This window comes from Enterococcus sp. GPZ-007 (genome assembly GCF_059374735.1).
In genome coordinates this window covers 1-13674 of the sequence record NZ_JCAFYN010000069.1, presented here as the reverse complement: position 1 = coordinate 13674, position 13674 = coordinate 1, and the positions used below count along the sequence as shown (strand labels likewise).

Below are 13674 nucleotides of genomic sequence, written 5' to 3'. Positions count from 1 at the left end.
GGATTCACAACACCTTATAATTTTTGTCAAAAAAAGTATTGCCATTCCAGTATCTATTCCTCTTATCCAGAGTAGCCACTACCTAAATTTTCTATTTCATTGAAAGTTTTTTCCTTTACCAGTTTTCCCCGCAACTGCCATTCATATTGCTCATATTCTCTGGAAAATTCCCGATCGGGAGAATAGACAAGTAGCTTTCTCCGAGTTCATCTTCAATCTTCAATATGCCCTTCCCTCTCTTTACCGGACAAATGATCGCAGATTGAATATCTTCAATGTCTTGCCAATAATTTTCATCTTCAATTTTATGAGGCATCCCTCTGATGTATTGTAGGCAATTCACATATATCATTTCCTCTTTCCCCAAAGGACAAATTGAAAAAGAATACAATAATTAAGAGACCTCGTTTGAAACTGAGGCGATTTGTTCGAGTATTGTTTCGCCGTCAGTTCGTTCGTATCCAGCGAATTCCAACAGCTCATCCGCGAATTCATTGGATATTTTTTTAAAGGCATCTTTCAAACTTTCAGCAATATATTGGTCTTTTATCTTTACTCCCAACAAAAAAGAAGGTCGATAAATCGTGCCTTCTCGTTCCAATAAATTGACTGTTTCTTGGGAGTAATACTCGCCAAGCTCAGGATTATTTTGATCAAAACCTTCAGACAATTTCGTGAATCGACTGGATAAATTCATGGTTCGTGGGAACATGATTAGCTCCGCATCCTCATAAGGCGCCAGAAGCTGCATCAAATTTGCCATTTGTTCTTTGTTTTCTTGAACCGCTTTTAAATTATTTATCGAAATCGTTTTTGGTGATACTTGGTAATATGCCCAAATATCGTTATCGCTTGTTAACAATAACTTTCCTTTTAATGCTCGGATAGGACTTTTTACAATTGACATACAGAAGTATCTCCTCTTCTAATTATGTCTTCAACAACGACGGTAATAATTCTCGTACATATTCTAAGCTATAATATTCCAATAATTCTGATACTGCATCTAGCAATTGTCGCTGCACATGTGGCTCTACATTTTCTTGTTTAAGTATTCCAGCAATATGCGCAAGATATTCATCCCCTGTCACCTTAGTCACTCCCTTAGCTATTCTGTCTCAAATATTCTTGTTGGAGTTGTTTGATATAACTTTCAAACAACAATAAAATATCTCCTAATTTCAAATTTTCTGCGTATGAACGTTTGGCTATATAATTGGGCCAATACGTTTTCTGGATAAGTGTATCCTGTTTTATCTGATCAATAACGAATAACCATACTTCGAACAGTTCTGCATCTAAAGGCAAACCACTACGATAAGTCCATGTATTCGAAAATGCTGAATAACAGGCTTCAATTGAAGGAAGCTCTGGATCAGATAAAATTAGATAAATATCATAAAAATCCTTCATACGAGAATTAATTGTACTTAATGTAAGAATCGTTTCCGTCTTTTCAGCAAGGATCGTCTCTACTGGATAAGAATAAATCTTGATAGATTTACTTTCATGCTTTGTATCATTGAATAGCAAAGGAATCTCACGTAAGTTAGGCTTAGGTGTAATCACATCGCCCACTCCAATATCCAAAGTAAAATTATAGATTGAGTTAGCATCAAGAAATTTTAAAATCATCTTTGCTCTGATCCCTGCGTATTTCTTTTGCTCCTGGATGGTTTCAATACTTGATACTTCAATCGTAACATTATCATTCAGATCCACCGCAGCGATTGTTTCTAGAATAACCAAAAGTTCTTCTTTTTCATTAGTGATATTCCGAATCAACGTATCTAAATCTTGCGTAGTACGTTGTTGAATATCATAGATCGTTTCTAACAAAAATCCTCCTTTGATAATGAATTTATCTAGATAGGGCGTCTTTTGCAATCTAGCAAGAAATCGTTCAGTTGCAAAACGAACATAATACTCTTCAAAACTTACATTGTCAGGCATATTCTTGATCAAATCTTTAAGCCGTTGTGAGTTCAATCAATACAACCTTCTTTCTAAATAGTAATTAACTTTATTTAATACCCCATCAATTGACGCACGATGTTGAAGTCTTGGCAGCATTTTTTGATTTTTCTCAATATATTGTTTATATGCCTGAACTTTAACTTCTTCTTCTACTGAAAATTGTGGCTTAACAATGTCTATCAACGTTTGCTCAAGAGGGGTAATCAAGATAGGTAGTCCATTTTCCAAAGACATTTGGGTACTTTGATTGATCGTTGCCTTTACATTTTTCATTAGCAGGATTGGATCATTGTCTGGGTAAAAAATCTTTAGTTGTTGTCTCGTTTCAGAAGTAGTTATATCTTTTACTTCTACTAGAGAATGCTCTCCAAAATTGATTTGTTTCAAATTGTAAGTTCTAGGCATATACATGATCGTTTCTTTTGGAATCACATCAGAATAGCCATAATAGTACAGCGCTGATTCCAACGCAATCGTGGCCTTGCTATATTTTTGTTGGAACATAAATGGAGCATCTATTGTACTGTTTGGATAAATGTATGATCCTGTTGTAATTTCCTGCAACTGATATTTTTCTACAAAAGACTGAAAGTTATATCTACTAATATCTTCCTTAAGAATAAGCGTTCGGATAATATTTCCCTTGTACTTACTGGCTAACTTTAGAAACGTATATTCTTGAGAATCTGGATTGGGCATTTCATTTCCTAGCAAATAGGGCTCTAGAATGTCCTTTTCGTACAGAGGCTCAATAAAGTTCATTAGTTCGCATAAATGTTTAGACGATAATTTCTCAGTTCGTTGAGAGATAAGTTCTCGCAATTCCTCATTTGAAAATCCATCTTCTTTCTTCTCATATTTATCAAATCTATAAGACATCAGATTCCCTCCTTTCAACTTTAACAGCAAAATGAAGCGATTTATGATTTAATGTTATCATAATATCATAATTATGGACACAATTTTTAAACATTAAATCTTAATAAGGATTCTATTGCGTTAAATATCAAAAGAAGTCTTTGGAACAAATATAACTACAATTATAGTGGATCTGTGTCAATAAAGTGGACTCATTTTTTGAGAATTTTTTTGAAACCAATCCACTCTCGAGTTGTTTCATGATTTCAGACAATCGTCAAACCAAAACCGTTTGACCCTTCTCTGAAACCATGAAAAGAGATAGATTAACGTATGATAAAGGGAAGAGTGAGATACTTCCCTTTATCAACTTAGTTTTGTGCTTCGATATATTTATACACCTGTTGTCCAACGATTCCTCCCTCGCCGACTGCTGTTGTAATTTGTCGCAGCTCTTTTTCTCTTGCATCTCCAATGGCAAAAACGCCTGGGATTTTGGTCTTCATCTCCGTATCGGTTTCGATCCAACCAGCATTATTTGTGATCCCCATTGCTTTGAATGGTTCAGTTAATGGTTTTAGTCCAACATAGACAAATACACCATCTGTTGGTTCGACATACACTTCATCTGTTTTAGCATTACGAATCCGTACGCCAGTTACGGCCATGTCTGTTCCGACAATTTCTTCCACAACACTATCCCAGATAAATGATATTTTCTCATTTGCGAAGGCCCGATCCTGAATAACTTTTTGCGCTCGTAATTCATCTCTTCGATGAACAACAACAACTTCAGAAGCAAAACGCGTCAAATAAATAGCTTCTTCGACTGCTGAATCTCCACCGCCAACAACAATTATGCGTTTATTTTGAAAGAATGCACCGTCACAAACAGCACAGTAAGAAACTCCCATACCAGCAAAGGCTGTTTCACCAGGAATCCCTAATTTACGATGCTCACAGCCTGTCGCGATAATAATTGTTTTTGCTTGATAGATTTGATTTTCTGTGATCACTTCTTTATAACTTCCATGATCTTTAATCTCTTGAACAATTCCATACGTATTTTCAGCTTCAAATTTAGTAACACTGTCATACATTTTTCTTGCTAGTTCTGATCCCTTAATCGATTCAAAACCTGGATAATTTTCAACATCTTCTGTATTATTCATTTGTCCTCCAATTGCGCCACGCTCAATCAAAAGAACTTTTAGGTTTGAGCGTGAAGTATACAAGGCTGCGGTTATTCCTGCTGGACCAGCACCAATAATGATAACATCATACATATTTTTTCTCTCCGTTCGTTTTATTATAAGATCACTGTGTCAATTCTTCCTCTGCATAGCTGCAACAATTCTATGTTTACCTCGCATACTGTCTATCACGACCTAAATAAATAGGTTTAGGTTTGAATCTTTCGTATCACCTAAGTAAGTTGCAACTCCACCATATTCAACAAAATCAAATAGCTCATCACGTTCAATTCCCATAATATCCATACTCATTGTGCAAGCTACAAATTTTACGTCCAATTCGTTAGCCTTCTTAATCATTAATGGTAAGGAATCAACATTTTTTTGTTTCATCACTGATTTAATCATTTTTGCACCTAATCCACCCATATTCATTTTAGATATTGGTAAGTTATTTGCTCCAGCAGGAAGCATCAGATCAAACATTTTTGCCATTCTATTTTTTCGTATCTTCTTTTTCTTTAAGATACTTAAACCCCAGAATGTAAAGAATATGGTTACCTTTTTCCCCATTGCTGCAGCGCCACTAGCAATAATCATTGATGCCAACGCTTTATCCAAATCACCACTAAAAACAACCATAGTTGCGCCATCTTTAGTTTCATGAAGCACTCCTTCTTTTGGCAATTGATTCTGAATGCTCGTTGAAGTCATTTCTTCAGTTCCTTTGGCAATAATCGCAGTAACTTTATTTCCTTGAATTCTATTATCGAGCAGCGTATTTCCCGTATTTTTACACCAAGCTTCAATATCAGCAACAAATCCAAAATCACTTGCTTGTACTTCAAGCTTTTGACCATCCTTCATCTTATCGACAGATTCTTTTACTTTTAGAATAGGTCCCGGACATTGTAATCCACAAGCATCAACTTGAATAAAATCTTTAGATTTAGTCGGAACTTCATTTTTCATTGGCTTAGAAGAACTAACGATTTTCTCTTCTTGATTTTTTTTCACCTCGTAATGAGCTTGTTTATAAGTTTTATATCCGCCATCAATATTTTTTGCACGGAATCCGTTTTGCGTTAGTATCCTTGCCGCATTATATCCTCTTAATCCAACTTGACAGTACACATAGATTATCTGATCTTTAGGGAGCTCATCTAAACGACCGCGTAGTTGAGAAAGTGGGATAATGTGGCTATTAGGTAGTTCCCCTGTAGCTCGTTCAAATTCTTCTCTTATATCTAATAAATAGGCTTTATTCTCTATTAAATCTTTTACTTCACTCCAAGAAACGGTTTCAATTCTTCCAGATAATAGATTATCCGCTGTATACCCCAACATATTTACTGGATCTTTTGCACTAGAATACGGCGGTGCATAAGCAAGTTCGATACTAGCTAATTCATCGGCTTTAGCTCCAAATTTCATTGCTGTTGAAATCACATCGATTCTTTTTTCAACGCCTTCCGTCCCTACTCCTTGTGCACCTAATATTTTTCCATTCATACCAAATAATAATTTTAATGCAATAGGACTAGCATCTGGATAATAGCCCGCATGTGAATTTGGATGGATATGGATACTTTTATATGGAACCTTTAGGCGTTGTAGAACTTTTTCCGAATTTCCTGTGGATGCTGCTGTAAGTTCGAAAATTTTTGCGACGGATGTTCCCTGAGTACCTTTATAGCTGGTATCAATACCATTAATAATATCCGCAACCAGACGTCCTTGACGATTGGCAGGCCAAGCCAAAGGAATCAATGTTGGATTTTCATTCACAAAGTCGGTAACTTCAATGACATCCCCAATAGCATAAATTCCAGGAATACTTGTCTCCAATTTATCATTGACTTTAATTGCACCACGTAAGCCTAACTCTAATCCAGCTTTTTTTGCTAGTGTATTTTCAGGAGTCACGCCAATTGATAAAATAGTTAACTCTGTAGAAATCACTTTTCCACTATTTAACAGTAACTCTTTCCCTTTTTCCTGAAACGCTTTCAAACCATCTCCCAATATAAGCTTTACACCATGTAGATCAATTTGAGCATGTAAAATCTGAGCAAGCTCAAAGTCGATGTTGGGCATTACCTGATCAGACATTTCAACTAGTTGAACGTGTATCCCCAAATCAACTAAGTTCTCCATCATTTCTAGTCCAATAAATCCACCGCCGATGATTGCCGCTTTTTTCACTTGATGTTCATTAATAAAAGCTTTTATTTTATCCATATCAGGAATATTTCTTAAACTAAATACATTCTCAGCAGTATTCAATCCTTCTATGGGAGGGACAATTGCTTTAGCTCCCGTTGAAATAATCAGAGAATCATAACTCTCTTCATAGGTTTCATTTGATTGATGATTTGTTACAGTCACTATCTTTTTTTCAGGATGAATAGATGTAACTTCTGAAAAATTTCGAATATCTAATCCATATTGCTCCGACATCCCATCGACTGTCTGCAACAGTAAATCGTCTCTATTCTTAATCGTTCCTCCAATATGATAAGGTAATCCACAATTCGCAAATGAAATGTATTCTCCTTTCTCAAAAAGAATGATCTCATCTTCTTCATTTAATCGTCGTAATCTCGTAGCTGCAGTTGCCCCACCAGCTACTCCTCCAATAATAATAATTTTTTTACTCATAAAAAAACTCCTTTCACACCCCAGATAATACCCTACAAGGGTATATGTAGTCAAATATAATTTTTTATTCTTGTTAAATGAACGATCATTCTAAATTTATTTATTGACAACACCTTATTTATCATGTTTAATATACCCACAAGGGTATAAAAGGAGATGTGATTATGTTTGGATTTTTTAGTAGTATTCCAAGTATTTCTACTGAAGAGCTTGCAAGAAAAACAGACAAAAGCTTTATTTTATTAGACGTTAGAACACCATCAGAATACCGGTCGGGGCATATAAAAAATGCTAAAAACATCCCCGTCAATAAAATCGAGAGTTATGAGCAAGATAAGAACGAGGAAATCTATGTTATTTGTCAATCTGGTGTACGCAGTAAACAGGCCTCTCGCATTCTAAAAAAGAAGGGCTATAAAGTAATTAATGTACGTGGCGGTATGAGTAGATGGAATGGTCCAACTAGAGGAGGAAAGTAGAATGACTAAGATAATTATTGTTGGTGGCGTTGCTGGCGGAATGTCGGCTGCCACTCGTTTACGTCGCTTAATGGAAAATGCAGAGATCGTTGTTTTAGAAAAAGGTCCTTTTGTTTCTTTTGCTAACTGTGGTTTGCCTTATTATGTTTCTGGTGAAATTAGTGAACGAGAAGCTTTGATCGTCCAAACACCTGAAACCTTGAGAGAAAGATTTTCACTAGATGTCCGACCGATGCATGAAGTACTTTCGATTCAGCCAGATCGCAAGACTGTAACTGTTAAACACGAAGAAGAAGTATTTGAAGAATCCTATGATTATCTGATTCTTTCTCCTGGTGCAAAACCATTCATACCACCAATTACAGGAATAGATTCTGCCAAGAATGCTTTCAGCCTTAGAAATGTACCGGATCTGGATGCTATCATGAACCAGCTCGACAATGTACAGCCAGTAAATGCAACTGTTATTGGTGCTGGCTTTATCGGACTAGAGATGGCAGAAAACTTACAAAAAAGAGGGCTTAAAGTGACTCTGGTGGAAAAAGCGCCCCATGTCCTGCCACCATTAGATGAAGAAATGGCCGCTTTCGTAAAGAATGAACTTGTAAAAAACGGCATCAGGGTGATCACCTCTCAATCGGCTGTTGAATTTAAAAATGAAGGAAAAGAAATCATCTTAGAAGATGGATCAAAGATAAATTCTGATTTAACTATCTTATCAGTGGGTGTCCAACCAGAAAATTCATTAGCTAAAGAAGCGGGTATCAAGTTAGGAATGCGTGGTGGAATCCTAGTTGATGATCATTATCAAACAAATATTGAAGGCATCTATGCTGTAGGGGACGCAATCATAGTAAAACAACAAATTACTGGTGAAGACGCATTAATTGCTCTTGCATCTCCAGCAAATCGTCAAGGCAGACAGGTAGCAGATATTATTTCTGGGATGCAACGTAAGAATAAAGGTAGCATTGGTACTGCAATCGTTCGCGTATTCAATTTGACTGCTGCTTCAACAGGATTAAGTGAGCGAGTTGCTAGACAATCAGGATTAAATTTTCAAGTGGTCCACACCTCTGGGAAAGATCATGCAGGCTACTATCCTGGAGCTACAGATATTACCCTAAAATTGATATTCAATCCAAAAACAGGTGAAATTTACGGTGCACAAGGAGTTGGTGAAAAAGGTGTAGATAAACGCATTGATGTCTTAGCAACAGCTATAAAGGGGCAACTTACTATTTTCGATCTACCTGAATTGGAGCTCACCTATGCTCCACCATTTGGTTCTGCTAAAGATCCCGTGAATATGCTGGGTTACGCTGCCATGAATTTATCAGAAGGTCTAAGCGATAACGTTCAGTGGTATCACTTAAAAGAAGAAGTAACGACTAGAAAGAAAGTTTTACTTGATGTTCGTGAAACAGAAGAATTATCTACGAACGGAAGATTCAAAGCCGCGATTCATATCCCATTGAACGATCTACGTTGCCGCATTTCAGAATTAGATCCGAATAAATCATACATTGTCACATGTCATAGTGGTCTACGAAGCTACATCGGAGAGCGGATTTTAAAACAGGCTGGATTTGATGCTGTGAATCTTGACGGTGCCTTTTCTTTATACAATGAAGTATATCCGGAGGAAATTAATCATGTATAAATCCATTTCTATCGATGAATTTTATCAAAAACAAAAAAATGAAGAATTAACTATCTTGGACGTAAGAGAAATCTATGAATTTAAAAACGGTCATATCTTAAATTCAAAAAATATTCCCCTCAGCAACATAGATCAGGCTTATAAAAATCTAGATAAAACAAAACCTTATTTTGTTATTTGTCACTCTGGCTCCCGATCCATTAATGCTTGTATCTTCCTAAGCAACAATGGATTTGATGTGACGAATGTTATGGGCGGCATGTCTAGCTGGAAAGGTGATGTTGTCATTTGACGTCATGCAATAGAAAAATTGTTAATCGATTGAAGAGAACAGAAGGTCAAATTCGCGGTGTACAGAAAATGATTGATGACGAAAAAGATTGTATCGATGTCATCACTCAATTAAGTGCTGTTCGATCGAGTATTGATCGGGTCATGGGAATTATTGTCGCCGAAAATTTGAAATCCTGTCTTGAGAATCCAGAAACAAACAAGGAGCTTCAACAATTAAAAATTGAGCAAGCCCTATCTATGATTATCAAAAAATAGTATGGAATTTATTAAGGAATAGCCCGTTTGGGTGAAGGAAATGACGGAAGTCTTTTCAAAATATGAAGAATGAGGTTTTTTTATGAAAATTTTAAACGAAGCAAACTTTGAGAACGAAGTAAGCAATGGGTTACATTTGGTTGATTTTTGGGCAGATTGGTGCGCCCCTTGCAAAATGCAATCTCCAATACTGGAAGACCTGAGTAGAGAGCTTGCTCCAGAGTCCGCAAAAATAAGCAAGGTAAATGTTGACCAAAATCCTGGATTAGCTCAAAAGTTTGGAATTCAAAGCATTCCTACAATGTTAATAATATCAAATGGCAGAGTTGTCGATCGTTTAGTTGGTCTTAGAACAAAACAAGACTTGAAAACTGAATTAGGATACCATATGTAGCAAATTTACTCAGTGAACTACTCACCACTTAGCTAAACCTTACGGTTCTTAACGCTTGAAGTGGGAGCTTCTTGGGAATAGAGCATACTTGATAGCGTATTTCTTTACTAACAGCGGTGACTCTTATTTACCAAGCTATCCCCGTAGTCCCTACGGTTTCTGATTATATCTAATCTAATAATTGTATCCTTAGACCTTCGGTCAAAATATTGATACTAGCATTGATGTCTCAGTCATGATGGGCGTGACAAATAGGACAAGTCCATTCTCGAATATCAAGCGATTTCTTGCCGTCTTTATGTCCGCACTCTGAACAAATCTGACTAGACGGAAACCATTTATCTACTCTGATGATTTTCCGTCCATACCAGTCAGCTTTGTATTGTAATTTAGTGACGAAACTAGACCAAGACACATCAGAAATGCTTTTTGATAGTTTATGATTTCGCAACATACCTTTTCATCATCAATCACTTGTCTACGATATTTCGTTACTAAAACAAGTTAGACCTACAATTACCAAATCTTTTACATGTGATATACTAATCACTGGCAACTGCCCCGTGAGGGGGGTTGCGACCTGAAAGTCGACTATAAAATTGCTCTTAGAGCTATTACTTCCACTTGTAATATCCCTACTAGTACATGCGTAGAAATAATTTCTGGGTGTGAAGCTACTGGAACAATGCGGTAAAACAATACTCACAATTGGTAATACTGCTAGGGAAAGTGTGCATGGTTAACATATGTGAACTATTGCTGGATCGTGATGGGATCGGGTGAAACGTGAGTGATACACCCCAGCCAAAATGGCACGAGACATGGGCTACAAGGCAGCCGCCTCCTTGTTAGAAAGTGGACAGAGTCTCCGGTCTACAGATAGAACCTAAACACACGTAATTATTTTACAGTCGAAACAGGGTAAGTCCCATGTGCTCCTAAAGGTAGGCATTCTGTGAAGAATGTACAACGCACAGGGGATATAGGATTTTGGAAAAAGCGAATGTTCAGTTGTAATTGCTGAAATAGAGATTCAAAATTTGTCTCATACTGAAAAGTAGCTGACTTCTGAAGAGCATTCTATTACATGAACCAGATGATGACGCCTAACAAGTAACGTTCAACGACACGAAAGTGAGGACAACTTGCATGATAAACTCTACTGTTAACAGAACATGGAAAAATATTGACTGGAAACAGGCTGAGACTTATGTGAAGCGCCTGCAACTGAGGATTGTAAAGGCTACACAACAAGAGAAATGGAGGCTTGTTAAGAGACTCCAGTACCTGATAACCCATTCTTTTTATGCAAAAGCCTTATCTATAAAGAAGGTCATATCCAATAAAGGAAAACATACTCCAGGAATTGATGGCATCATTTGGAAAAGTGATTCTCAAAAATTCCAAGCAATTTGCTCACTGGACCCGAACCACTATTCAGCCAAACCCGTTAAAAGAATTTATATAACTAAATTCGGTAAAAAAGAAAAAAGACCGCTAGGAATCCCCTGTATGAGTGACAGAGCTATGCAAGCGCTGTTTCTTTTAGCATTGGAACCTGTAACGGAAACTACTTCGGATGTAAATTCTTACGGATTTAGAAAATTCAAGAGCACCAAAGACGCTGGAGAAAAAATATTCAAGGTATTGTGTAGGAAAACTTCTGCTCAATGGATCCTTGAAGGGGATATTAAGGGTTGTTTTGACAATATCAGTCATGAATGGTTAACCCAAAATATTTCTATTAATAAAACAATACTCAAGAAGTTTCTAAAAAGCGGTTATATGGAAAAGAAACAGTTATTTCCTACCTCCTCTGGATCAGCCCAAGGAGGGTTATGCTAAGCTACACATAAACCACCCTGAGGTGTCCCTTTCTTTGGATGTTCAATATGGCCATCTTTGTAGATGATGGGAGCTTTAAACATTGCTCTAATAACGCCTAATAGCCATTTATCTCGAATTCCTAATGACCACAATTGTTTGATTAGTTTTGAATGGTTTACATTATCAAAGAACCCCTCTATATCAATATCTACAACGAAGATTAATTTAAAAACTTATGACATTCGCACTGCTTGCGCAAATGCGTGATGTGCCGACCGATTAGGTCGAAACCCATAGTTTCTGTCGTGAAACTTCGCTTCCATGATAGGCTCTAAAACTTGTAGTAGACACTGCTGTACAATTCGATCCCAAATTGTTGGGATGCCAAGTGGTCTGGCCTTGCCGTTTGGTTTAGGTATTTCAACTCTTTTTACTGGTTGTGGTTTGTACTCTGAAAACTTAGTTTGTACAATTCTGATAAAATCATCATTGGGTATAGATTTAAGATCATCAATATTTTTGTTGTCAACGCCTGGAGATACGCTCCCCGAATTTCCTTTGACATTTCTGTACGCTAATAAGATATTATTTGGTGAAGCCACGATTTCCATAAGATTATCGAAAGTCATATTTTCACTACTATCTTTGTATAGATTGTCAAAGCTGTCAATCATGCCATAATATTCCATATGGCGAATTGAGTGTGAAGCTGATACATTTTCCATAGCACCGCCTCCCTTCGGATGTCGGCGTTTATTTTGTCTTACTCGATTCTATGGATGCATCATAACTACTAGTAATACATTTGACTCGTGGCTATCCCTCCACAGCTTATTATCACTGCTTCACCGGTACTGTGCCACTACTCTAACTAGTGTAAATGAGCTTATTGTTCTTCGACTCAAACGTTTCAAAGGAGGTTAGTCCTCCACGTCACTAGCTTTCCAAGTTCCAATAATTCTATCCGTGCATTTACTTTTAGGTGCTCACTCTGAACCTGCGACTTTCCAATGCCTTTAACATTGCACGGTTATTCATGACTACGATTCTTACTAAACCGTAAGTCGCCCCCTGTGCCACAATTGAATTGTGCGGGCAAGATACATTTCTGTACCCCAAGCTTATAGATCCGTACATTCGCGAGTTTGTCAGTGCCAAAGCACATTCTCACCATGAATAATTTATGGACTCCCGACTTATAGTTTACACCACCCACCGCTGGACAGCTTTCGATTACGTAGTGTAATTACGGTAACTCTCAGCCGACTTCACCGAGCTTTTGACAGCTAACCATCTAACCTTCGGAGTATCAGAGGGAGTGCTTCAGGGCATTACCCCATCATTTCACTCCTCGAATCATTAGTTCTACACAAATAAACTTGTGTGCCTAACCTTTTCAGTTAGGAACGTGTCGCACCGTAATAACATTGAATGTATCTTTCGATTGTTGTGCAAATCATTGTAAATATCTAAGAAACATTAGGATTAACTTGGTATATAATTTATAAAAACACTGTCCATCTTAAAAATGACACGGGCAATATAAAGTAGTAGAATAAGCTTATTCTAAAAATTTACTCGCAAGTAATACGTCAGCCCGGTAAGCTTGACTGTGGTTTATAGGGAAATCCATGTGAAATCGGAAGACTAAAACCCTAACTCTAATAAGCAAGGGGAATTTAAACTTGGATAATTCGATTATGTCGTTAACCCTGTCTATCCTACTATTTGTTTATGGTTCGGGTATAATATTTTTTTCAACTTACAAATACTTCACAAAAAAGGAGCGAAGCCTTATTCTCCTTTTTAGTGGGGTATTGCTGCTAATACTCAGTATTGGAGTGGTCCTTCTAGAGATTGTATTTTAGAGCATACGATCTGAATGGTTTAGAAGGGGCTCAGAAAACAAAAACGTAAGCGCATCCATATATATAACGGAAAACAGATACCGTATACTTTTTGGGTAATAAGGCTTAAGATTGTTAACTGGATGAGACTTTTTTTCTTGCTGAAGAGCGTCTCTTCAGCACCCTCGAGAAAGAAACGGACAAACTCAACGTCCTCAATGTTCAA

13 protein-coding genes and 2 pseudogenes are annotated in these 13674 nt (G+C 37.0%); 6 read left to right on the top strand and 9 right to left on the bottom strand.

Going from position 1 to position 13674, the window contains the following annotated elements; genetic code table 11:
- Positions 1–115: 115 nt before the first annotated feature.
- The 7 genes from AC4J95_RS20205 to AC4J95_RS20175 form a co-directional block, all read right to left on the bottom strand.
- A complete protein-coding gene (locus AC4J95_RS20205; RefSeq protein ID WP_494551398.1) occupies positions 116–343 on the bottom strand; it encodes a hypothetical protein in 228 nt (75 codons plus the stop codon).
- A gap of 51 nt (positions 344–394) precedes the next feature.
- Positions 395–907 (bottom strand): hypothetical protein, encoded by a 513-nt coding sequence (locus AC4J95_RS20200; RefSeq protein ID WP_253296014.1) that lies wholly within the window; start codon positions 905–907, stop codon positions 395–397.
- A gap of 22 nt (positions 908–929) precedes the next feature.
- Positions 930–1100 carry a hypothetical protein gene (locus tag AC4J95_RS20195; protein ID WP_494551397.1) on the bottom strand — a complete coding sequence of 57 codons (171 nt, stop codon included), beginning with the start codon at positions 1098–1100 and terminating at the stop codon, positions 930–932.
- A 4-nt stretch (positions 1101–1104) separates the two neighbouring features.
- Positions 1105–1989, bottom strand: a complete 885-nt coding sequence (locus AC4J95_RS20190) for a nucleotidyl transferase AbiEii/AbiGii toxin family protein (RefSeq protein WP_216410287.1) — start codon at positions 1987–1989, stop codon at positions 1105–1107.
- Positions 1990–2856: a hypothetical protein gene (locus AC4J95_RS20185; RefSeq protein WP_216410286.1), complete on the bottom strand. Its 867-nt coding sequence runs from the start codon at positions 2854–2856 to the stop codon at positions 1990–1992.
- A 350-nt stretch (positions 2857–3206) separates the two neighbouring features.
- The gene (trxB, locus tag AC4J95_RS20180; RefSeq protein WP_494551396.1) at positions 3207–4121 is read right to left on the bottom strand and encodes a thioredoxin-disulfide reductase; all 915 of its coding nucleotides are present in this window, start codon (positions 4119–4121) and stop codon (positions 3207–3209) included.
- Between the two features lie 102 nt (positions 4122–4223).
- Positions 4224–6689 (bottom strand): CoA-disulfide reductase, encoded by a 2466-nt coding sequence (locus AC4J95_RS20175; protein WP_216410284.1) that lies wholly within the window; start codon positions 6687–6689, stop codon positions 4224–4226.
- A gap of 164 nt (positions 6690–6853) precedes the next feature.
- Between AC4J95_RS20175 and AC4J95_RS20170 the strand changes: the two genes are divergently transcribed.
- The 5 genes from AC4J95_RS20170 (at position 6854) to trxA (ending at position 9774) form a co-directional block, all read left to right on the top strand.
- On the top strand, positions 6854–7168 hold the full coding sequence (locus AC4J95_RS20170; RefSeq protein WP_216410283.1) for a rhodanese-like domain-containing protein: 315 nt from the start codon (positions 6854–6856) through the stop codon (positions 7166–7168).
- A gap of 1 nt (position 7169) precedes the next feature.
- Positions 7170–8831 carry an FAD-dependent oxidoreductase gene (locus AC4J95_RS20165; protein WP_494551395.1) on the top strand — a complete coding sequence of 554 codons (1662 nt, stop codon included), beginning with the start codon at positions 7170–7172 and terminating at the stop codon, positions 8829–8831.
- Complete coding sequence (locus tag AC4J95_RS20160; RefSeq protein ID WP_216410281.1) at positions 8824–9123, top strand: rhodanese-like domain-containing protein; 300 nt, start codon at positions 8824–8826, stop codon at positions 9121–9123. Before AC4J95_RS20165 ends, AC4J95_RS20160 begins: the two co-directional genes overlap by 8 nt.
- Entirely contained in the window at positions 9120–9380 is a 261-nt protein-coding gene (locus tag AC4J95_RS20155) for a metal-sensitive transcriptional regulator (protein WP_216410280.1), read from the top strand. Before AC4J95_RS20160 ends, AC4J95_RS20155 begins: the two co-directional genes overlap by 4 nt.
- 82 nt (positions 9381–9462) lie before the next feature.
- Entirely contained in the window at positions 9463–9774 is a 312-nt protein-coding gene (gene trxA / locus AC4J95_RS20150) for a thioredoxin (RefSeq protein WP_216410279.1), read from the top strand.
- A gap of 229 nt (positions 9775–10003) precedes the next feature.
- Here the strand turns inward: trxA and AC4J95_RS20145 are convergent.
- Positions 10004–10234: pseudogene (locus AC4J95_RS20145) on the bottom strand (zinc ribbon domain-containing protein); the annotation flags it as partial.
- A 689-nt stretch (positions 10235–10923) separates the two neighbouring features.
- Here AC4J95_RS20145 and AC4J95_RS20140 point away from each other — a divergent pair.
- Complete coding sequence (locus AC4J95_RS20140; RefSeq protein ID WP_494551394.1) at positions 10924–11619, top strand: reverse transcriptase N-terminal domain-containing protein; 696 nt, start codon at positions 10924–10926, stop codon at positions 11617–11619.
- Between the two features lie 8 nt (positions 11620–11627).
- Here AC4J95_RS20140 and AC4J95_RS20135 read toward each other — a convergent pair.
- A pseudogene (locus AC4J95_RS20135) lies at positions 11628–12326 on the bottom strand (reverse transcriptase domain-containing protein); the annotation flags it as partial.
- Positions 12327–13674: the final 1348 nt, after the last annotated feature.

Excerpts from the sequence above, each read along its gene's own strand:
- AC4J95_RS20200 (WP_253296014.1), bottom strand. The coding sequence starts at position 907 with ATGTCAATTGTAAAAAGTCCTATCCGAGCATTAAAAGGAAAGTTATTG.
- AC4J95_RS20185 (WP_216410286.1), bottom strand. The coding sequence starts at position 2,856 with ATGTCTTATAGATTTGATAAATATGAGAAGAAAGAAGATGGATTTTCA.
- trxB (WP_494551396.1), bottom strand. The coding sequence starts at position 4,121 with ATGTATGATGTTATCATTATTGGTGCTGGTCCAGCAGGAATAACCGCA.
- AC4J95_RS20175 (WP_216410284.1), bottom strand. The coding sequence starts at position 6,689 with ATGAGTAAAAAAATTATTATTATTGGAGGAGTAGCTGGTGGGGCAACT.
- AC4J95_RS20170 (WP_216410283.1), top strand. The coding sequence starts at position 6,854 with ATGTTTGGATTTTTTAGTAGTATTCCAAGTATTTCTACTGAAGAGCTT.
- AC4J95_RS20165 (WP_494551395.1), top strand. The coding sequence starts at position 7,170 with ATGACTAAGATAATTATTGTTGGTGGCGTTGCTGGCGGAATGTCGGCT.
- AC4J95_RS20160 (WP_216410281.1), top strand. The coding sequence starts at position 8,824 with ATGTATAAATCCATTTCTATCGATGAATTTTATCAAAAACAAAAAAAT.
- trxA (WP_216410279.1), top strand. The coding sequence starts at position 9,463 with ATGAAAATTTTAAACGAAGCAAACTTTGAGAACGAAGTAAGCAATGGG.
- AC4J95_RS20140 (WP_494551394.1), top strand. The coding sequence starts at position 10,924 with ATGATAAACTCTACTGTTAACAGAACATGGAAAAATATTGACTGGAAA.